Genomic DNA, 20,660 nt, shown 5'->3' on the forward strand with positions numbered 1-20,660 from the left:
TTATATGAGTTATTAAAGTATCAATCACGTAATCACAGCACCGCTTGTAATGCGTCGAGCTCTGCTTGCAAGCCTTCAAGCTCCATTTGTTTTTTATCATTGGCGCGCACGCTGAGCTGCTTTTCGAGTTTTTTGATTTTGGTACGTAGTTTAGCCGCTGCAATGGTATTCTTTGCTTGTGCTTCGCTAATATTTAGCGATTGGCTCGTTGCATTGTTGAGCTTGGCCTCTACCATGCTGACCACAGGTTTGCTATTGCTGGTATCAGCCAGTTGTTCTGTCACGCGTTTGAGATGCGTGTGGTAGCGCTGTCTCAAGTCTTCTTGTTCGGCTACTCTCAAAGGGAGAAAGCTCACGCTCGACAATGACCAAGTCGATACAATCAACAGGGCAGGGTGCGATACATAGCTCACAGCCTGTGCACAAATCGGTAAAAATCGTATGCATGTGTTTGCCAGTACCGACGATAGCATCCACTGGACAAGCCGGAATACATTTGGTACAGCCGATACAGTCGTCTTCACGAATCACAGCACGAACCTCTGTTGGACGTCCTGATGTCATGTCTATCGGCCATTGTGATGGTGCGGCTGTCAGATGAGTATCTATCCCAATTGTCTGAGCGATAGCGTCCGTTACTGGCTGGCCACCAGGCACACATTTATTGTATGGCTCACCCTTTAATACGATAGCAGTGGCGTAAGGCAAGCAGCCATCTGGATGCTCACAAAGCCCGCATTGCGTTTGCGGCAGACAAGCATCAACGCGTGCAATTTTGTCTGTACATCATTTGGCAGGGTATCAATGTGCAGCGACTTAAACAAGATCGGTAAATCTGTCAAGCGTGTCTGTTCAGTACTTTGAGGATGGGTGTCGGTTTGGGACATGGTATTACTGGCCTTAGTATCGGTCATCATTAGCGACTGTCACTTATGTCTGTCAGTGGCTAGGTAGATAAGTGACTATTGATTGCATATTTTATAGGCAAATTATGGATCTTTGTACTGACGTTCTATATCAAATAGTCAATGACCCAGCCGTGTCGATCGCTGTTGCGCTGCGAAGATTAACACATTTAAAGCCGTAAAACATCAGGGTCGAAAACCTAGTCTTGAACATTAAAAATTAAAGCATAAGATCAATGATATTGTGATGCATTTATTCTAAAAACGGTGAGCGTTTGCGGAATGTCTACTTACTAAAACGCTTGAGGATAAAATCAATCAATAGATGCATGCGATGAGGCATGTTATCACGGTCGCGATAGAGCATCTGGCAGCCTCTAGGTTGGTTATTCCAATCAGGCAATACTTGCTGCAAACCGCCTGATGTGATCAAAGGCTGTGCATCATAATCGGGGATGAAACCTAGACCGATACCATCCGCAATAGCCCCGTTAGTAAACTAATATTATCAACTTTTAGACGGATATTATTTGTTGGCTGATGCGCCTGTACCTCGCCCGTTATACGATGCTGTAGATGCCACGTAAACATCGGAGGACATAGGACAGTTGGGTATTCCGCCAAATCATTGGGCGTTTGGATATCGGATACATCGATATCGCTGGCTGCACAAATCATAAAGCGAATATTGGTCAGCTGCCGCCCAATCCAATGATTGGCACTGTGTTCACCAATACGAAAAGCGACATCAATAGCTTGCGCGTCAATATCAATGGTCTGATTGGACAGACGCAAATCTAAATGGATATCTGGATATTGTTTTTAAAAAGCATTGAAATGCGGCGCTAAAATATCACTACCAAAATTGACAGGGGCGCTGATTCTGATTGTGCCTTTGGCCTCATTTTTATCTTGTAGTAAGCAACACGCGACGTTTTCTAACTCATCAAAGAGATGGGCGCTGCTCTTGTAATATTGTTGCCCTGCATGGGTCAACTGTACGCGGTGCGCATCTCGGTTGAGCAACCTAAGTGCCAGATCTGCTTCTAGTTTGGCAACTCGGCGACTCAATGTCGATAGGGGCATGTCAAGCATTATAGAGGCTTGGCGAAAGCTGCCGTAGCGGACAACCGCGCAAAAACTGCGCATGTCATCGAGGGAGTAGTTAAATTTCATATTCAGAATCTATGCTCTCGTTATTGCTTGTTTATACCGTATTTAAAATATATACACTGGTGGTTATCTTTTCGCAAGTTTTTGGGTGCAGTATGAGCCGTTCAGCGAACACCACCGCCGTCCTATATTTATTACTGTGTACGTTTCTCTGGGGCGCAAGTTTTCCTGTCGGCAAGCATGCCTTGAGTGAAGTAAATGCATTAACCTTAGTCATGTGGCGTTTTAGCATTGCCTCGATGTGTCTGTACCTTTATACAAAATATAAGCACATGCCAATCCCTAATCTCACACCCAAACAATGGGCGTGGGCGATTGGTGTATCCATCATTGGTGTTGGTGGCTTAAACTTGGGGCTGTTTACTGGGCTTGAACAGACTAATGCTAACAATGGTGCGTTGATTATGGCGCTTAGCCCGCTGGTGACTTCTTTGATTGGTTCTATAGCGCAGCGCCAGTTTCCCACCAAAGGCGCGCTGTTTAGTTTGGTGGTTTGTCTCTCTGGCGTACTGCTGGTACTGACCGATGGCGCATTTGCCAAACTGCTAGGGTTTGAATTTAACCATGGCGATCAAATGATTTTTTTAGGTATGCTGTGCTGGAGTCTCTATACTTATCTGACTCAAGGTATCAGCCGCTGGATGCCGATGATTCCTTATACCTTGGTCGGTATGCTGTCAGGTCTTGGGGTGATATCGCTCATGGTGTTATTTAGTGCAGAGGTACATCCATTGCAAGAAAGCTTAGCCATCAGTCGCAGTGTCTTTGGCGACTTGATATTTATTGGCGTCTTCGGCACGGTTGGCGGTTATCTATTGTGGATCTCTGGCGTCAAGCAGTTGGGCGCTGCTAATGCGTCATTATTCTTTAATTTTGTGCCAGTGTTTGCTGCGCTCACGGCCTTTGCTTACGGTCAGCAAGTGACCGCTTTGCAATTATTAGGTATGGCGATTGTGATTGCAGGGCTATTGATACCCAGACTTGTCAAATGGCAACATCAGCGTCTGACCGCCCATAATGTCTAAGTGAGACGCAGTAGGCACTGACATTAGCCGCTAAAATGAGCTGCCAGTGACAGTGTCATTTAATTTCATAATAAAATGCCTTGTTCTTTGGCAATCTGATCGATCAATTCTCGAGCGATACTGCCCTTTGGTGGAATCTTTGGCAGGTTAGAGAGATCAAAAAAATCAGCATGCGCCAGTTCGTCTTCTTGAATAATAATATCGCCACTGGCATAAGAGGCACGGAACCCAAGCATCAAATTGGAGGGAAATGGCCAAGGCTGGCTACTCACATAATGAATATCTGATATGCTGATATTGACCTCTTCTGCCACCCTCACGTACCACCGCATGCTCAAGGTTCTCACCCACCTCAACAAACCCAGCGATCAAACCATACATGGGCGGCAGTTTTGCTGTCCATGTCGATGGTGGTGCGCGAGTAAGATTTGCATTTCATCTGTTACTGGGTTTGGGCGGGTAATCGCCGTAATCACACATGGCTGGACGCGAGGATACTGGCGCAGCTGGCATACTGGACAAACCATAGCGCGCTCGTCTTGGTCAGCATGTACGGTAGGACTGGCACAGCGACTACAGAACTGCGTATCTGCTTGCCACCTTAATAACTGTATCGCTTGACTGATCTGGTCAGATAGGGCAACAGGTATGTTATTTATCAGCTGTCGATAAGGGACAAAGGTATCAGTACTGCTTTCGGCGATGATAGGCAGCGTCACGTTATGAGCGACTGCGTAATCATAAGTCATGGCAGTGGTGGACGGCGCAGTGAAGGTTTGGGCAGTGTTTTCATTGATCAAATCAGATGAAAGGCTATCCATATTATTATTATCATCAGATTGCCAGTGATTTGGCGATAGACTCTCATGTAGCGTCACGTGACCGAGCCGATAAGCTTGCTCGTCTGAACCAGTACGACTCTGTGGTAGTTGGATTTGTAATGGCCACCAACCATCTGGCATTTGACGGCATAAAACAGTGTCATCACTCAATATAAAAGCATGGGCCATAAAAGATTCCAAACAGTTTGAAGCAAATCCGTATCGATTTAGATACAGACTTATTTAACGTGAAGTATTCTGATTAAGTTTTATCGCCGCAAAATGACAAAATGGCGACGATAAAACCTGTGCAAGCAGTACTAAGCAGCAAGTAGATGACTTAAGCTTTGCTGGCCAACGTCAAGCGCTTGTTTACTGACAGGACGATTGTTCTCAAAACCATCCAGATGATGATCGACCGCCATAATCACATCAGCGATGCAGGCGAGTGTAGGGTCTTCGATACGTTGTCCACTCTCTATACGTTTTTCGATATAAATGGCTAATTGACCAAGCATGCTGGCGGGTGTTGGCAAATGTAAAAAGCGCAATGCACCTGCCACTTGGCGCATCATTCCCGGTATATTCTGAATATTAAGCATGTCGCGTTCAGGCTCTGCCAAATAGTCGTTAATTGCTTGCTCGGCACTTGCAATGGCGGTACGGCTTTCTTGTATGAGGGTATCGTATGATGTATTGAGCTGATGCAATGAGATATGCTGATTATTCAGTGGTAAGTAGATCGCCCCTGGGGTATGCATCTCTGCCATTGCAATTGTAGCATTCTCTGCATGCATCAATGCCAGTAATAAGTGATCAAAGTCATCCGGCGAAGGCGCCTGCCAATGGCTGACCGCACCCGCCGCTGTGATAAGACTATCAGCTGCATTGGACAATCCTAGCAGGCGCAGTGCTGAGCTCAATTCAGTCAAATCTTCAATGATCTGGGCAGTTTGCATATCAACAGGATTGATGGAGTCGCCACGTGCATAGCTGTCGACATTTTCTTTAATATTATTGATTTGAGACTGAATAATGTCATTTAGTGTATCGGTGAGTGCGCGATTGGGACCAAACAAGAAACGCTTCATCTCATCAAGCTGATCGCCTTCTAGATAGTTACTTGCGTACTGCTCACGTAATTGCTGCGCCTCAACAGTATCACGCTGACAGGCAAAATTAACTAAGTCTGCAAAACGTGTATCCATCACAGGTAAGTAGCTTTGGAACTGCTGCTCCACATAAATCAGCGTATGCTTTTGGCTCACGTTCAACGGTAAGACCGCGGCAATATCTGTCACAGCAGTCGCTGCTGCTTGCCAAAATAGGCTGTTACTATTTGATGCGATCAAAGCGCAGGCAGCACTCATGGCATCGAGTTTTTGCTGATCGTTTGAGTCAATATTGCCATCTTGGTTGAGTAGGGCAACGCCAAGACCGCTACGATAGGCATAGGTCAGGGAGTTTTGTATCCAAATTGAGCGCGCTTAGTGGTTCAAAGTTTTGCTCTGGGTTAGCAATGATGACGCTACTGCTCCCAAAAGTAGAAAAGTCCTCGACCGTCATTGGTGGTTTTTGTCCATGCGCATTGAGATTGTTAACCACTGGCAATAACAAAGTAGGCTCTACCGACTCAGTCAATAATACAAACTCGACATAGCGTTCTAAAGTCATAATGGCTTCTGATAAATCCATGATGAGAGCCATGTCATTGTTGTCGCCGTTGTCATAAAGGCGCTGTAGACCGTCAACGATCGCATTGTTTAACACTTCTGCACCAACAAGAGAAATCAGTTTAAAAATACAAGACAGCTGCTTTAGAACATCAATAGAATCTGACAATAAAGGTGCTTGGCTACTATCGTCATTGAATTCGCTCAGATGAATCTCAGTATCTTTGAGCGTTGCGATAATCTCATCATGCAATAAGTGGAGTGACGGTAGGTTGAAATCAGTAACACTAAGCGTGGGGGCGGTTAACTTCATTTGCGCAGACTGGTCCATAAGTATTTTTCCATAATGTACTGATGAGAATGACGATGGTATCAATGGGGTAGTAAAAATATTGGTTAATGATGTTTTAACGTTTTATATGATAATAATCAAGGCTATATTGTACAAATGTTGGTGTAATTCAGGCTTGATGTAGCGGCTACATATTGGCTTTTAGCTCAGGGTAGTCCTCTGCAAGAGAAGCGTACCAGCTTTGATTGGTAGTCTCATCTGACGTCGATGCTAGCAATAAATTGGCCAAATTGGCAAAACTGGTATGGGCAGTTTGCCCGCCCTCTGTGGGTGCGTCTTCTTCAATGGCAAGCGTCACTTGACCGCCAGTCATCGCCAAGTAAACTTCGGCTAAAATCTCTGAATCCAGTAAGGCGCCGTGAAAGGTACGGTCTTGCTTACCAACGTCCAGACGACGTACGAGGGCATCCAATGTGTTCTTTTGTCCAGGATATTGCTGCTTTGCCATGACCAGTGAATCGGTCACTTGTACGCGCTCAGCAAAGTCATTGAGACCGACTTTCGCAAACTCCATGTTTAAGAAGTTCATATCAAAGGTGGCGTTGTGAGCGATAATCTCAGCACCATCCATAAAGTCGTATAATGACTGGGCAACTTGATCAAAGGTGGGCTTGTCCGCCAAAAATGCCTCAGAGATCCCATGAATACGAATAACTTCATCATCCATGCCACGCTGCGGATTGATATAGACGTGTAGTTTTTCACCAGTAAATTTACGCCCAACCATCTCAACAATACCGACCTCAATGATACGGTCGCCTTTTAATGCGTCCAGTCCTGTGGTCTCTGTATCCATGATGAGCTGACGATTTGCTTCATGACGATGTATCGGCTTTGGTAGTAGCGGCCTAAAATGAGGATTGGCACGACTCGTATCCCCATCAAACTTGGGTGTATCAGTATCTATAGTTGGGATATCACTAGTCATGTCGGTATCATTCATGGGTACTTGGGCTTCTGGCATGGCTTTATTACTCATCATTTTGGGTGCGTTGTCTGGATGGTGAGGAGTCTCTACCATGACATCATTATGCATCATACGTGCTTCATGGCTATGTTGACTGTCATTGATTCGTAACTCATCTTCTGACACATCGTCAAACTCGTCATCTACCATATCTAGACCCAATGGGTCGAACTTTAGCCAATCATCATTGGCGACAGGTTTTTTATCAGTCGCTATGCGGCCTTTTTTTTTAGGGGCGTCTGATTCGTTTATCACAGGTTTTTGTGCCACAGATGCTTTTATCATAGAGGAGTGACCACTGTTTGACGTAACCCCTAAGTTTGCCAGTTCGTCTGCTTTTTCATTACCGGCATGTCCAGCGTGACCCTTAACCCAGTGCCAATCAACATCACGCTGTTGACATAGCTTATCCAATTGTTGCCAAAGGTCTTGATTGGCGACGGGCTTTTTGCTCGCTGTTTTCCAGCCTTTTTCTTCCAGCCTTCAATCCATTCGGTGATGCCTTTTTGGACGTAGCTGGAATCTGTCCAAATCTCAAGTTTTTGCTCATGTGAGCTATGTGTTAGGGCCTGTATCGCACCCATGAGCTCCATGCGATTATTGGTGGTTTCCGTATCACCGCCATATAAATCCTGCGTGCTACCATCGCTAAATATAAGGTGCGCGCCCCAACCGCCAGCGCCGGGATTGCCTTTGCAGGCACCGTCAGTATACGCTACCGTTATGTTTTTCTTGGCGGCTAACGGATCAGTTGCGTTGCTTGTATTAGAGTGTGGCATGGCGTTACGGTTGTCTGACATAGAGATGTATAAACCTGATAAATAGTAAGCATAAAAGTAGTATTAGAGCATCGCGCTCATACTAATTGAACGATGCTAGTGCCGCTGTGAGTATAACAAATCTATCGTAAATATGGGTGGTCGTGACGCACAAAATCACAAAACTAGGGATGGCAACGCATAACACAATAGTAACCTGATTGTTTTCTGTTAAAATAGCTTGGCTCGCTAAAAACGTCTATTTTTTAGCGAAAATGCTTTAAAGAAGCCAATACCAGCGCGCTGTCTTTGTCACAATAGTATCCACAGAAAATATTTGTAGATAGCTATTTGATAGTTTTCTTATGACAACGCGCTCAGTGCAAGTCTCCCATACATGACCGCAGGATAGCTTTATTATGTCTTTATGCTCAAGTATTTTTTATAAGCGACTGACGTATCTGATGCTCAGTGCTACGGCCAGCACAGTGCTCCCTTTTGAGTGGCTGTAGTGATAGCAGTGATGCTCAGGCAGATACTGAGGTCGCGGCAACCGATTTATCTGTGTTTGCAGGCTGTTATACAGTGAGTCAAGACGAGCCTGCGCAAATAAAGATTAGCCAACAAGAAGGCGCTTGGGTGATGCAGATGAAAGAGCCTGCAAGTGCTAAGCGTGTGTGGGATGAGCCTGAAGCGTTAGAAGTGATTAAAAATAGTGATATACCGCAGTTTTTCTCTATTGATCCAGATAATGTCGATGCGGTGATCGGGCGTCCTGATCGAGTGCTAGTATTGGCGCATGTCAAGCCTGCCTATGCCAATATCGACCCACTCTTAGACAGTGAGTATCTGTCTTATATTTACCGAGGTGCTAACACCATCTATCGAGTAGAGTGTGACGACATCAATACCGATATATTGGCCAATCCACATGCCAACGTCATTATCGATAATGTGAATGAGAGTAGTTAGATAAGTATTGCTCATAAGTAGCATAAATATCGTTGATGATCAATTGTATTTGTCCAAAACGATCTTGCTACAAGCCTTTAAATCAGTAGAGTCAAGCTATATGAATTTTTTTAGTTATGTTGTGTTAGGTGGGTTTTCTTATGCCGCGGGTTGGGCGATAAGAACGTATGTATTAGAAAAGCAGCCGAAGACTGACCAACCTTATAATCTCAAGCATCCTGCTATTTTGGCGTACTTGGCTGGGTTTTTTATCGTTATGCTGATTGTTTCGTGGTTGATTGGTCGCTATATTTTTAGGTCATGTGGTGATTGACTTACCGTTTATCATCGTCAACAGCCTCGTAGCAACTTTCGTGTACTCGTTTGGCCTCAATCCAGAAAAAGCGAGCTACGATGTGCCGAATTAAAATCTGACGTTTGGAGGTTTAACCGTTCAGCGTCAGATTGATTAAAGCTAACAAAAAAGCCACAACCAAGTGAGTGGCTGTGGCTTTTTTAAACTGCTAATTATCGGTTAAGACATAACTAGTTACGAAGCCTTTTTGAGATCAGTACTGGTTTCATTGTCATCTTCTTCATCAGTGCTGCTTTTATCATGACTGATCTTGTCTGTGTGTTTGTCATTTTCCGATGTGCTTTTGGCATCCGCTTGTTCTTGTTTCCATACTTTATATTTTTGCAAATCTTTTCTGACTTGTTTTAAACAAAATTTAAGTACAAGTGCGTCATCGATATAACCGATAAACGGAATAGAGTCTGGGATAAGGTCAATAGGATTTATTGTGTATATTGCCCCAATCACACCAGCTGAAATGGTTCTAAAAGGAATCTTGCGATAATCCCCTTTGTAATAGTCTTTGATTAGACTCATAAATAGCATCAAATCATCGCTAAAAGGTTCAAGATAACTATTGTCTTCTAGCTTTTCTTTAAGTTTGTCTTCTTTTCCAATCAAGTATTTCAAATTAGAAAAGAGTGTTTTTTCTTTATCATTTTTCTTGGTAAACATAATTGTTGCCTTTATTTTTGTGCGATGAATTTGTATCTACAGTAACAAACATACTCGCCCCATGTTGTATGTCTCGGTAGCGAAAAAGTAAATATAGGTAAAGGCTTGGGTAACTTGACTGCTGGCAAGATGCGTTACAATGTTTGAGTATGACGGCTTCATTTGTGATGTGCGCTACTGCAAAAGATGACAATGTATAAATCATAAAAACAAAAATGTATAGGTAGTAACAACGTATGGGTTCAAAAATACCGTCCATCCAGCAATCAATAGAAGATAAAAACCTACAGTCAAACCTAGCTGATGAGCTTAATGTTGGCCTAAACCGTCGACAGTTTTTGCACCGAATAGGTGTTGGCGCAGGTGCTGCGGCATTAGCAGCGCAAAGTATTCCTCACGCATTGGCTGCCAGCCTCATTGAGGCAGATAATAGCTCGCAGCTGACCAAAGACGATCTGCCGACTGCATTGTTGGATGAGCGCTCAGCGCAAACCTCTCTAATAACAAGCTGCACTACGCCCACGATTGAGACCAGACTGTTTGCCAGCTCCAATGTGGGCGGCAGTGATGAGCGCAATCAGTTGGCATTAGATCGCATGAGCTGTGCTGGGTTTAAAATAAGTAATCCCGATATTACCAATCGTCAATATTTGCGCTTTGCAGGTACGGACTCGCAGCGTGCCAGTGACTTCCAAAACCTCGCGACCGGAGCGATAGCAGCGCCAAAACTGCTTTTGGGTGTGCGCGGTGGTTATGGTGCGATGCGTATATTACCCATGGTTGATTGGACGACGCTTGGGCGTATTATGAAAGAGCGCGGCACAATACTCGCAGGGTTCAGTGATGTGACTGCGATCCAATGTGCGCTATTGGCGAAAGGGTCTATGAGTTCACTTGCGGCACCGATGCTTTATAGCGAGTTTGGCAAAACTGTGCCTGATAAGGTCAGCTGTCGCCAGTTCGCTGAGGCCTTAACCAATCCCAACCTCACGATCACCATACAAGATGCGTCTTTAACCAGTCAGCAATTGCCTACCATACTCACAGCGGGCGAGTCCAAAGTGCTCACTGGTACGATTTGGGGTGGTAACCTAAGCGTGGTCTCTGCGCTGGCAGGTAGCGAGTATTTACCGCGCATTGAGGGCGGTATTGTGTTTTTAGAGGATGTGGGCGAGCAGGCGTATCGTATTGAGCGTATGCTGTATGATTTGTATTTAGCGGGAGTGTTTAAAGGTCAACAAGCGATTGTGTTTGGGGCGTTGTCTGGTTCAGGTGAGGACAGCTATGACAAGCGTTATGATGTTGCCACAGTGATTCGTCAATTACATAAGCTGACTGGATTACCAATTTATAGTGGCTTGCGATTTGGTCATATTGGCAAAAACACAGCTTTCCGCTTGGCGCAATGTGTCAACTGACGCCCAATACATCAGGCGGCTACCAGTTGTCCTTTAGCGATTATCCAATCATCAAGGCGGATGCTATCCATGTCGAAGGCCTATGGCAGAATATGTAAACATGCATGACCACTAACTAACAGACTCTAAATCGCCAGCCGTGAAAACTTATCTTGATATTCCTTAGGCGTCAACTCTGTTGCCCGTTTGAACAGGCGTGTGAACGAAGAGATATCATCATAGCCGACTTGATCGGCAAGAGACTTGATACTCACATCTCCCAATTCGAGCAAGCGCTTGGCTTGCTCAATTCTGACGGCCTGAATATATTCAACGGGTCGCATCGCGACGCTGGCCTGAAAGCGTCTATTCAAAGTGCGCGGAGTGATATTTGCCATGGCAGCTAGGCTGCTGACTTGTATGGGCTGACGAAAGTTTTGCTCGATAAATTCTTGGACTTGTTTGACCAACTGATCGGAATGCGGCTTATGCAAAGTCACGTTGGTATAGCTATTCTGATTGCCTCGTTTGCTATCAATAATCTGAGTTTTTGCCACTTGTGTAGAGATCTCTCGCCCGCAGTAGCGCTCTATTAATAATAGCCCCAAATCATAAAAGGCGCTGCCGCCTGCTGCACAAAATATACTACCCAGCTCATCGCTTGCATGAGTGACAAACTGGTTCTCTTGTAAGTCCACCAGTGGAAAGTCTGCCTTAAATTTATTGGCATAGCCCCAATGGGTGGTGGCGACTTTATGATCTAATAGCCCTGCCTCCGCCAAGAAAAAAGCTCCGCTACAGTTGCTGGCAATATCCGCGTTGGTATTCGCCAGTCGCTTTAGGTGGGGTAGCCCATTATTTTGCTTCAATACCTTATCAATAGAGTCGCCAATGGTGGGCACCAGCAACAAGTCGCACTCCGTGACATCTTGGATATCGCAGTGCGCTCGCATCATTAAGCGGTTGCTACATCTGATATCACCGCCGCCTAAGCTTGCGATTTGCACCTTAAACCTAGGCTCTACCGCTTCATTTGAAAATCGCTGCCAGCTGACCCCTGTAAATGAAAATAAATCTAAGGCACCAGCGAGCACGCTACCAAGCACACCATCGAAGCCAAGAACGATTACATTAAATGGTTTGAAATAGGGCATCAGTTACTCGCATCTGTTATTTTTCTCACTAATCATAACGTCCATAGGAGAAATTATTTCCAAATTTATGTCACATTTGACCATGATTATGTCATAAATGACAATACGGCAGTGCGCTAATTTAGATTAATATCAATTGATAAGCATTAACCCCCTTTGTGTTGCCTGACTCAATGATGCCGTAAATATCATAGATAGGGTCATGACAGAGGGTAATAATACAAACGGATTTGCCTGATTTACGATCGTTACATGTAATCAAAAGAAACTAAAAGAGACGACTATGGCCACAGATACCCTTATCAACGACTTTGAGTTACCGTTCCAGCTGTACGATGTGCTAGGAACACAAACCCTCACTGAGCACGCAAAGTTCTCAGAGCACAGCCGCGAGACCTTTGATGCGGTATTAGATACCGCAAATAAGATCGCAACGGATTTATTTTTGCCGCACAATCACTTGGCAGACAAGAATGAGCCGCAGTTCGATGGCAAAAAGTCAGCATGATAAGCGATGTCAAAGTCGCTTTTGATGCGTTTCGTGACTCAGGTTTTATCGCTGGTCGTTACAGTTTTGAAGACGGTGGTATGCAGCTGCCTGAGACAATCATGACCGCGGTGGCAGGCTATTTTATGGCAGCCAACCCGTCGACGACCGCCTATCCATTTTTGACCACTGCAGCCATCAATGTCATTTCTCACTTTGCCAGTGATGATATCAAAGCCGCCTTTATGCCGCGTATGCTAACAGGCGAGTTCACTGGAACCATGGCGCTGACAGAGCCGCATGCAGGCTCGTCACTTGCTGACATCAAGACCACCGCTGTCAAACAAGACGACGGCTCGTACCGCATCAAAGGCAGCAAGATTTATATCTCAGCAGGGGACCATGAACTGTCTGACAATATCGTGCATTTAGTATTGGCCAAGATTCCAGGTGGCCCTAGTGGGGTAAAAGGCATCTCCTTATTTGCGGTGCCAAAGTACCGTTTGAACGATGATATGTCTGTCGGCGAGCGCAATGACGTGCATCTGACAGGACTGATTCATAAACTTGGCTATCGAGGGGCAACCTCGACGGCATTGAGCTTTGGTGACGCGGGCGATTGTTACGGCTACCTGATCGGTGATGAGCATTTTGGCCTGCGTTATATGTTCAAGATGATGAACGAGGCACGTATTGCGGTTGGGTTTGGCGCGGCGATGATTGGCTATCGCGGTTATCAGTATTCGCTCGATTACGCCAAAGATCGTACGCAGGGGCGCATTGCACCGAACAATAAACCTGAAGATGATGCGACTGCTATCATCCAGCATGGTGACGTAAAGCGTATGCTATTGGCACAAAAAGCCTATTCTGAAGGCGGTATTTCCTTGTGCTTATACGGCTCAAACCTAATTGACCGTATCAATACTTGCGAAGACGACACCCTAAAGAATGAGTTGACCGAATTGTTAGACCTCCTTACGCCCGTACTAAAAGCATGGCCGTCTGAATATGGGCCAAAAGCCAATGACTTGGGTATTCAAGTATTGGGCGGTGCTGGTTATACGCGTGAATATCATGCTGAGCAGTTTTGGCGTGACAATCGTCTCAATCCTATCCATGAAGGGACTAATGGCGTACAGGCATTGGATTTGTCATTCCGTAAGTTATGGCAAAAAGGTGGTCTTGGTATTCAAATATTAAAGCGTGAAATCACGCAAGATCTAGAAAATATCACCACGCCTGAGACTGCGGCACTCGCGGGTAAATTAACGCCTTACATGGGTCAGCTGCATGAAGTGCTGGTGCATCTAAGCAAAGTGTTGCAGACAGAAGAAGCCATTACGCTTACTGGTAACGCCCAAGCGCTGATGAATATTTTTGCCTCGATCGTGTTGAGCTGGATTTGGATTCGCCAAGCCAGTAAAGCTGAGCAGCTATTAAGCACGACGCAAGATATTGAGCAACAAAACTTTTATAAAGGCAAGATACAAGCGGCGAAGTACTTCATCGATTGGGAACTACCGTTGATTAACCGTGATATAGCCATTTTAAACAATGACAACGCTGTTTGCACCGACATGCAGGCAGACTGGTTCTAAGAACAACGCTAAGGAAAGAGCAATGACAACCATAAATAGACAATGGCGACTAAAAACAAGACCAGTTGGCGCACCAAGCACTGAGACTTGGGATTATACTGAGACAGAAATACCGACTATCACCGATGGTCAATTACTGATTAAAATTGATTATATCTCGATAGATCCTGCAATGCGTGGCTGGCTAAATGATGCCAAATCATATATCAAACCTGTCCAGATTGGGGAAGTCATGCGTGCCGGTACGGTGGGCGAGGTGATTGAAAGTAAGCATGAGAAATTTGCCGTTGGGGATTATGTCGCAGGTCACGATGGCGTGCAGTCATATGCGGTCAGTGACGGCACAGGATTGCATAAAGTTGATCCAAATCTTGCACCGCTACCTTATTATTTAGGCGTACTTGGGATGCCGGGCATGACAGGGTATTTTGGTTTGCTCAAAACAGGCCAACCAAAAGCAGGCGAGACCGTTGTGGTATCAGGTGCTGCGGGTGCCGTTGGTAGTTTGGTCGGTCAGATTGCCAAAATCAAAGGCTGCCGCGTCGTTGGTATTGCAGGCGGTAGCGAGAAATGCAAATTCTTAGTTGATGAGCTTGGGTTTGATGCAACGATCGATTATAAAAACGAAAACGTCAAAAAAGCCTTGAAGCAAACTTGTCCAAATGGCGTCGATGTCTATTTTGATAACGTTGGCGGTGACATTTTAAATGACGTACTTACTCAAATAAACCTACATGCGCGTATCGTCATCTGCGGTGCGATCAGTCAATACAACAACACGGAAGCCGTCAAAGGCCCATCGAACTATTTATCACTCCCTGGTCAACCGCGCCCGTATGGAAGGCATTGTGGTGTTTGATAATATCAAAGAATATCCAATCGCCATGAAAGAGATTGCAGGCTGGATTCAGTCAGGCGACATCAAAGTAAAAGATCATATCGTTAAGGGGGATTGAGACATTCCCTGATACGCTTATGATGCTCTTTAACGGTGAAAACTTCGGCAAACTGGTACTTAAAGTAGAGGAATAACTCATGACACTGAATACAAACGGAATTGCATCAGATGTAACGGGTAAGCGTATTTTGATCACAGGCGGCGCATCAGGCATTGGTGCGGCAAGCGCGCTGCTACTGGCCAGTCGCGGCGCAAAAGTCGTGATCGGTGATATGGCAGAAGAGATGGGTGAGTCTGTTGCCCAGCAAGGCCGAGATGCGGGCAACAGTATCGTCTTCAAAAAAGTAGACGTGACCAGTGGTGATGAAGTGCGTGCGTTGTTTGACTTTGCGGTAGAGACGCTAGGCGGTCTAGATGTGGTGGTCAATAACGCGGGTATCGACCACAAGCCTTCGCCCATGCATGAGCTGAGTGATGAGGACTTTGATCGCAATATCGCCGTCAATCTAAAAGGGGTCTGGCACTGCATGCGTGCCGCTGTCAATTGTATGATACCGAATGGCGGTGGTCATGTAATCAATGTGGCGTCTATCGCTGGTCTGCGTTCTGCGCCCATGTTATCGGCTTACAGTGCCGCCAAACATGGCGTGATGGGTCTGACCAAGTCGGCAGCCCACGAGTACGCCCGCGCCAATATCCGTTTTAATGCAGTCTGTCCAAGCTTTATTGATACGCCAATGGTACGCAATACCATGGCAGCCATGAATGAACGCGCACAGCAAGCAACCGTCAAAGCCAGTCCGCTGCGCCGTTTGGGTGAGGTGGACGAGGTGTCTGCCGCGATTGCATGGCTCGCTAGCGACGAGAGCAGCTTTATGAATGGCCATGCCTTTACCTTGGATGGCGGCATGTTGGCATAATTTGTGCGAAAAACGTCTAGAATATTTAAAACTATAAGGAATAGTGATGAAGGATTTATTTGATTTAACCGGTAAAATTGCCCTAGTGACAGGTGCGAGCCGCGGTATTGGAGAGTCTATTGCTCGTCTGCTGGCCTCAAGAGGGGCACACGTGATTGTCTCTAGCCGCAAAATCGATGCTTGCCAAGCAGTCGCAGATAGCATCAAATCTGACGGTCATAAAGCCAGTGCCTTTGCCTGTCATGTGGGAGATATGGAGCAAATTGACGCGATTTTTGAGCATATTAAAAGTGAGTTTGGTCAAATTGATATCTTGGTCAATAACGCTGCAGCCAACCCGTATTATGGCCATATTTTAGATACAGACTTAGCCGCTTTTGATAAAACGGTGGAGGTCAACATTCGTGGTTACTTCTTTATGTCAACAGCCGCTGGCAAAATGATGAAAGAGCAAGGCGGCGGTGTTATATTGAATACCGCGTCAGTCAATGGACTGGTGGCAGGTGATAAGCAAGGCATTTACTCAATCACTAAAGCGGCAGTTATTAGCATGACCAAGGCCTTTGCCAAAGAATGTGGTCCACTTAATATCCGTGTGAATGCGTTATTACCAGGCCTGACGGATACCAAGTTTGCCTCAGCGCTAACGACCAATGATAAGGTCTTAAAAATGGCGCTACATTCGATCCCGCTAGGGCGAGTGGCAGAGCCTGATGAAATGGCAGGTACGGTGCTGTATCTGGTGTCGGACGCTTCAAGCTATACCACAGGCGCGACTATCGTTGTCGATGGTGGTATGCTGGCTTAATTAGCTAATCTATAAGACATAGGTTAGATAAGAAAGTAATTGTTTAAAACTGCATGAGATAAATTTTCATGCGGTTTTTTTGTTTTCATTTTTAATGAATTGCATAGCTACTCTTCCTACTTTGTCATTGAATAGACTATTAGTGCGAAGTAAAAATGGGCTATACCGTGGCATAATTAATTTAAATAACCAAAAGGAGTCAAATATGGACTCATTGACCAATCATAAAATAAATACTATTTCTCAAAATAAAACATGGCTATTTGTGCCAGCGACTCGCATCGATAGGATAGAAAAAGCCTTTGCTAGTGGCGCAGATGCCGTGATTGTGGATTTAGAAGATGCCGTTGCCAAGCAAGACAAAGCGGCGGCTCGAGACGCATTAAAAAACTACTACGATGAGCAAAATGCAAAGCAAACTTATCGGCCCATTTGGCTGCGTATCAATCAAGCGGGTAGTGAGGAGTTTTTCAAAGACATCGTGCTTTGTCAGAGAATGCCTAACTTGGCTGGTGTGTTATTGGCTAAGGCCGAGCGCGCCGAAGATATCGACAGCATACATCAGCTGACAGGTTTACCTGTAATCGCTTTGATAGAGAGTGCCATCGGGCTATACCAAATCGATAGCATGGCAAAAGCAGTAGGTTTGGCCGCTTTTAGCTATGGGTTTTTGGATCTGTGTAATGATCTACAAGTACAAGTAGGGACGCCATCAGCCGAGATAGTTGCCAATCAGATTCGCTATCAGCTTATTTTGACCTCAAAAGTACATCAGCTATCGCCGCCAATCGATACGATTTATCCTGATTTTAAAGATGAGTCAGGGTTAAGTAATCGAGTAAATTTGTGGTCACAAATGGGTATGGCAGGGATGTTATGCATTCATTCTAAGCAAGTTGCCACTGTGCAACAAGCCTTGCAGCCGATAGACAAAGCGCTTGCGTTTGCAACGCGGGTGATAGAAGAGTATGAGAAAAGCGGGCAAGCGGTGTTTAAAATAGATGGCGAGGATGGTCGATGCGCCAGTGATTGCGCGCAGTCGTCAACTTTTGGAGAAGCAGCGGTTATTAGCAAAGTAGCAGGCAAAGCTATAATGCTTTATTATGAGCCATATCTACTCGTATATAAAAGCACATTATGATTTTTATCAATAACCAGATTAGCCTCAATGATAATGAGGTAGAGATTAGTGCCATACGCGCACAAGGCGCAGGCGGGCAGAATGTCAATAAAGTCTCCTCTGCCATCCATCTACGTTTTAATATTCACACCTCAAGCCTAAGCGATGCGTACAAACAACGATTGCTAGACAGTAAAGACAGCCGTATCACCAAAGAGGGCGTACTTATCATTAAAGCACAGCAGTTTCGTACGCAAGAGCGCAATAAAATCGATGCGCTTGAACGGCTGCAAAGCTTTATCAATAAAGCCACGCATGTCAATAAAACCAGACGGCCCACCAAACCAAGTCGGAATGCCAAACGCAAACGGGTGGATCAAAAAACCCAGCGCGGCAAAACCAAAGCTTTACGCGGTAAAGTAGATTTCTAGAGAATTTGTGATACTAGCTTTTGTCATTGAGAGGTTTTGCGACACAACAGCTATACAGCAAAAGTCATCGTAGATTATGGCGGTTTTTGAGTTTATAGTGGTATAGGCGAGAAATTATCACCTATACCGTTATGCTAGATTAAATAGTTATTTAGAATGCGCCATTAAGTCCAATAAATAGGATGGTTGAGTCATCGTCATCACCTTGTGAATGTGTGACACCAGCATTAGCGTTTAATAGACCAAAGCTTCTAGACACTCCAAGTGTCATGGCAACGTTATCATCATCAGTTTCGACCATAGGTGTCTCAAAACTAATATTAGATAGCGTATTCAAACTTGCTGTTACCGCTTTGCGATTGTCACTCAGCTGCTTTTGATAATGAATATCACCAAATAAGTTGAGGTTCTCCATCAAGGTATGATTGGCTTTGATACCAATCTTGCCGTATGTCGTAGAGTACTTCTGCTCATCGAACTGCATGGCAACGCCAGACATCTCTTTTCTTTGAGTCCGTCAATTTTTACGCGGCTCGCTGTTGCACCGATATAAGGTGTGACGGCAATATTACTTACCTGCAATGGGTAGCCTGCCTGCAGGTTGGCATAATAACGTTTACCATCAGCATTTGACTTGAACTGTTGTTGGTTGCTACCAAGTGTGACAGCACGTGTGACATCGACATCCATGTTGCCAAATCCTGCAGCACCATTTATCTGTAAACCACCAAACTTGTTGCTATGATAGACACCAAAACCAACTTCTCCCAGATCAATATCACTTAAACCTGTGCCGACATCTGAGTTTTCAAAGTCTTTTTGGGTGATGTTACCGTATAAGCCTGTCACGGCATTGGCTGAATTAGGATGAGCAAAATCTACACCAAGTAATACTTGGGTATTATTATCACCATCAAACCCTGCAATGTCTTGATTGGCGACTTCACCGACAGCCCATAGTGTACGGGCAGGTTTTTGCTCACTGCTTTGGATTTGGTTGACGTGTGACTGTAAGCGCTCATTGGTTGCAAGTCCGGTTGTCGTTGCAATATGTGGCAGCACACCGATTAGGCTGGGGGCAGTGACAACAGCATTTGCATAGTCAGCAATCATTTGATGCGCCTGACCGGTCGGGTGAATGCCATCAGCGAAAAAGTAGGTTTCGTTGGCATCAGGTGTTTCTAGATTGCTTGACCCGCAAAATAGTGAGCTATCAGTAACCAAGTCTTCAGTACAGGCTGGCGTGGTCATATTAGTAAATCCATAAGCCGTAGGATTACTAGCGATTTGTTGTAATAAGCTAAAAGTGTCTAGCGGTATGATATTTGCCCCAGTATTTGCTGCAGCACTAAGCATAAATTGATTATATAGACTAGTAGCGCCAGTACTTTGCGCTTGTGCCACAGGCCCTTGATCAATAGCTCTAGGCGTCAGACCGATATCAGGAATATTAGGTACTAAAATGTAGTTTGCGCCATTGTCTTTTAGTGTATTAATTGTTTCGGCCTGGCTCGCTACTGCGCCAAGTATCGTAGCTTGGGCATTAGCAGGATCTTCAGCCGCCGCAAGCAAGTCATTTGCACCTGCCCACACGACATAAAGTCCATTAGGATCTACTTGATTATTATCAATATAATTATTAACTTGGCTATTGGCAGAGGCCACCGGAATACCAAAAGCAGTGACATCTACGCCTGCTCTTGCACCACCAATTGCATAATTATTACCTGTCTGACTACCATCATAAGTATTGGCGACAGCAGTAGTACCTAGTTGTTCAGCGAATGACGCTGCCCATGTATTATCAGGGTTAGTAGTAAATTGACCTGACTCTTCAAGCCCAAACGCACCTTGAGTGAGGGGGCTAAAATATCCGCCATCCGTTAAACTGTCGCCAAAAAGGTGACACTGTCATAAGCATTTGCGTGATAAATACCAGCGATAGATAGGCTGATGGCAAGCATGCTTTTGTTAAAATTTTGAGAGTAGTATGACCAACTATGGAGCGAGCGGTATTACGGGGCATAGCGACATCCTTGTCATTAATGTAATAGATTGTCAATGGAGTGTAACTATTTTTTAGAAGGCTAGCAATCATTTTGATTACAACATCAAAAGAATATTGTCTTATTTTTACAACTTTTGTATAGTCAATCAATATTAAAAGTGGTACAAGGCAGACGATTGCA

The 20,660-nt window shown here is 45.0% G+C and carries 18 protein-coding genes and 6 pseudogenes; 10 read left to right on the forward strand and 14 right to left on the reverse strand.

Going from position 1 to position 20,660, the window contains the following annotated elements:
- Window positions 1-32: 32 nt before the first annotated feature.
- The 3 genes and pseudogenes from PKHYL_RS06185 to PKHYL_RS06200 all read right to left on the reverse strand — a co-directional run bounded on the left by PKHYL_RS06185 (window position 33) and on the right by PKHYL_RS06200 (window position 2,081).
- Window positions 33-887 (reverse strand): annotated as a pseudogene (locus PKHYL_RS06185) (RnfABCDGE type electron transport complex subunit B).
- A gap of 304 nt (window positions 888-1,191) precedes the next feature.
- Window positions 1,192-1,700 (reverse strand): annotated as a pseudogene (locus PKHYL_RS06195) (LysR substrate-binding domain-containing protein).
- 27 nt (window positions 1,701-1,727) lie between these two features.
- Window positions 1,728-2,081 carry a LysR family transcriptional regulator gene (locus PKHYL_RS06200; RefSeq protein WP_240366232.1) on the reverse strand — a complete coding sequence of 118 codons (354 nt, stop codon included), beginning with the start codon at window positions 2,079-2,081 and terminating at the stop codon, window positions 1,728-1,730.
- 92 nt (window positions 2,082-2,173) lie between these two features.
- On the opposite strand from PKHYL_RS06200, the gene PKHYL_RS06205 reads away from it, so the two are divergent.
- On the forward strand, window positions 2,174-3,103 hold the full coding sequence (locus PKHYL_RS06205; protein ID WP_071001830.1) for a DMT family transporter: 930 nt from the start codon (window positions 2,174-2,176) through the stop codon (window positions 3,101-3,103).
- Between the two features lie 65 nt (window positions 3,104-3,168).
- On the opposite strand, the gene PKHYL_RS06210 is transcribed toward PKHYL_RS06205, so the two are convergent.
- The 6 genes and pseudogenes from PKHYL_RS06210 to PKHYL_RS18625 all read right to left on the reverse strand — a co-directional run.
- Complete coding sequence (locus tag PKHYL_RS06210) at window positions 3,169-3,441, reverse strand: hypothetical protein (RefSeq protein WP_240366233.1); 273 nt, start codon at window positions 3,439-3,441, stop codon at window positions 3,169-3,171.
- 30 nt (window positions 3,442-3,471) lie between these two features.
- Window positions 3,472-4,113 carry an NADH pyrophosphatase zinc ribbon domain-containing protein gene (locus PKHYL_RS06215; RefSeq protein ID WP_240366234.1) on the reverse strand — a complete coding sequence of 214 codons (642 nt, stop codon included), beginning with the start codon at window positions 4,111-4,113 and terminating at the stop codon, window positions 3,472-3,474.
- A gap of 131 nt (window positions 4,114-4,244) precedes the next feature.
- A complete protein-coding gene (locus PKHYL_RS06220; RefSeq protein WP_240366235.1) occupies window positions 4,245-5,294 on the reverse strand; it encodes a hypothetical protein in 1,050 nt (349 codons plus the stop codon).
- A gap of 70 nt (window positions 5,295-5,364) precedes the next feature.
- Window positions 5,365-5,928: a hypothetical protein gene (locus PKHYL_RS06225; RefSeq protein WP_240366236.1), complete on the reverse strand. Its 564-nt coding sequence runs from the start codon at window positions 5,926-5,928 to the stop codon at window positions 5,365-5,367.
- 148 nt (window positions 5,929-6,076) lie between these two features.
- Window positions 6,077-6,949: pseudogene (gene dnaQ / locus PKHYL_RS18620) on the reverse strand (DNA polymerase III subunit epsilon); the annotation flags it as partial.
- 339 nt (window positions 6,950-7,288) lie between these two features.
- Window positions 7,289-7,716: pseudogene (locus tag PKHYL_RS18625) on the reverse strand (ribonuclease H family protein); the annotation flags it as partial.
- A 456-nt stretch (window positions 7,717-8,172) separates the two neighbouring features.
- On the opposite strand from PKHYL_RS18625, the gene PKHYL_RS06235 reads away from it, so the two are divergent.
- Window positions 8,173-8,646, forward strand: coding sequence for a hypothetical protein (locus PKHYL_RS06235; RefSeq protein WP_240366237.1), 474 nt, complete (start codon window positions 8,173-8,175; stop codon window positions 8,644-8,646).
- A gap of 49 nt (window positions 8,647-8,695) precedes the next feature.
- The gene (locus PKHYL_RS06240) at window positions 8,696-8,959 is read left to right on the forward strand and encodes a hypothetical protein (protein WP_240366238.1); all 264 of its coding nucleotides are present in this window, start codon (window positions 8,696-8,698) and stop codon (window positions 8,957-8,959) included.
- Between the two features lie 216 nt (window positions 8,960-9,175).
- Here the strand turns inward: PKHYL_RS06240 and PKHYL_RS06245 are convergent, their stop codons facing one another.
- Window positions 9,176-9,655: a YkvA family protein gene (locus tag PKHYL_RS06245; RefSeq protein ID WP_240366239.1), complete on the reverse strand. Its 480-nt coding sequence runs from the start codon at window positions 9,653-9,655 to the stop codon at window positions 9,176-9,178.
- Window positions 9,656-9,891: 236 nt separating this feature from the next.
- Between PKHYL_RS06245 and PKHYL_RS06250 the strand changes: the two genes are divergently transcribed.
- Window positions 9,892-11,073, forward strand: a complete 1,182-nt coding sequence (locus PKHYL_RS06250; RefSeq protein ID WP_332835944.1) for an LD-carboxypeptidase — start codon at window positions 9,892-9,894, stop codon at window positions 11,071-11,073.
- Between the two features lie 125 nt (window positions 11,074-11,198).
- Here the strand turns inward: PKHYL_RS06250 and PKHYL_RS06255 are convergent, their stop codons facing one another.
- Window positions 11,199-12,206: a GlxA family transcriptional regulator gene (locus tag PKHYL_RS06255; protein ID WP_240366240.1), complete on the reverse strand. Its 1,008-nt coding sequence runs from the start codon at window positions 12,204-12,206 to the stop codon at window positions 11,199-11,201.
- A gap of 283 nt (window positions 12,207-12,489) precedes the next feature.
- Here PKHYL_RS06255 and PKHYL_RS06260 point away from each other — a divergent pair.
- From PKHYL_RS06260 to arfB, 6 genes and pseudogenes are all read left to right on the forward strand, one after another.
- Window positions 12,490-14,294, forward strand: a pseudogene (locus tag PKHYL_RS06260) (acyl-CoA dehydrogenase).
- 22 nt (window positions 14,295-14,316) lie between these two features.
- On the forward strand, window positions 14,317-15,153 hold the full coding sequence (locus PKHYL_RS06265) for an NADP-dependent oxidoreductase (protein ID WP_240366241.1): 837 nt from the start codon (window positions 14,317-14,319) through the stop codon (window positions 15,151-15,153).
- Window positions 15,154-15,329: 176 nt separating this feature from the next.
- A complete protein-coding gene (locus PKHYL_RS06270) occupies window positions 15,330-16,112 on the forward strand; it encodes an SDR family NAD(P)-dependent oxidoreductase (RefSeq protein WP_093068272.1) in 783 nt (260 codons plus the stop codon).
- 46 nt (window positions 16,113-16,158) lie between these two features.
- Window positions 16,159-16,920, forward strand: a complete 762-nt coding sequence (locus PKHYL_RS06275; protein ID WP_071001820.1) for an SDR family oxidoreductase — start codon at window positions 16,159-16,161, stop codon at window positions 16,918-16,920.
- Window positions 16,921-17,125: 205 nt separating this feature from the next.
- Window positions 17,126-18,061 (forward strand): HpcH/HpaI aldolase/citrate lyase family protein, encoded by a 936-nt coding sequence (locus tag PKHYL_RS06280; protein WP_240366242.1) that lies wholly within the window; start codon window positions 17,126-17,128, stop codon window positions 18,059-18,061.
- Complete coding sequence (gene arfB / locus PKHYL_RS06285) at window positions 18,058-18,471, forward strand: alternative ribosome rescue aminoacyl-tRNA hydrolase ArfB (RefSeq protein WP_071001818.1); 414 nt, start codon at window positions 18,058-18,060, stop codon at window positions 18,469-18,471. The genes PKHYL_RS06280 and arfB overlap by 4 nt, the downstream gene beginning before the upstream one ends.
- A gap of 151 nt (window positions 18,472-18,622) precedes the next feature.
- Here arfB and PKHYL_RS17295 read toward each other — a convergent pair whose 3' ends face one another.
- From PKHYL_RS17295 to PKHYL_RS17305, 3 genes and pseudogenes are all read right to left on the reverse strand, one after another.
- On the reverse strand, window positions 18,623-18,970 hold the full coding sequence (locus tag PKHYL_RS17295) for an autotransporter domain-containing protein (protein ID WP_269778275.1): 348 nt from the start codon (window positions 18,968-18,970) through the stop codon (window positions 18,623-18,625).
- Entirely contained in the window at window positions 18,886-19,584 is a 699-nt protein-coding gene (locus PKHYL_RS17300) for an autotransporter outer membrane beta-barrel domain-containing protein (protein ID WP_269778314.1), read from the reverse strand. The genes PKHYL_RS17295 and PKHYL_RS17300 overlap by 85 nt, the downstream gene beginning before the upstream one ends.
- Window positions 19,585-19,629: 45 nt before the next feature.
- A pseudogene (locus PKHYL_RS17305) lies at window positions 19,630-20,313 on the reverse strand (SGNH/GDSL hydrolase family protein); the annotation flags it as partial.
- Between the last annotated feature and the right edge of the window lie 347 nt (window positions 20,314-20,660).

It is taken from the genome of Psychrobacter sp. KH172YL61, from assembly GCF_007182895.1.
In the GTDB taxonomy this organism is placed as follows: Bacteria; Pseudomonadota; Gammaproteobacteria; order Pseudomonadales; family Moraxellaceae; genus Psychrobacter; species Psychrobacter pacificensis.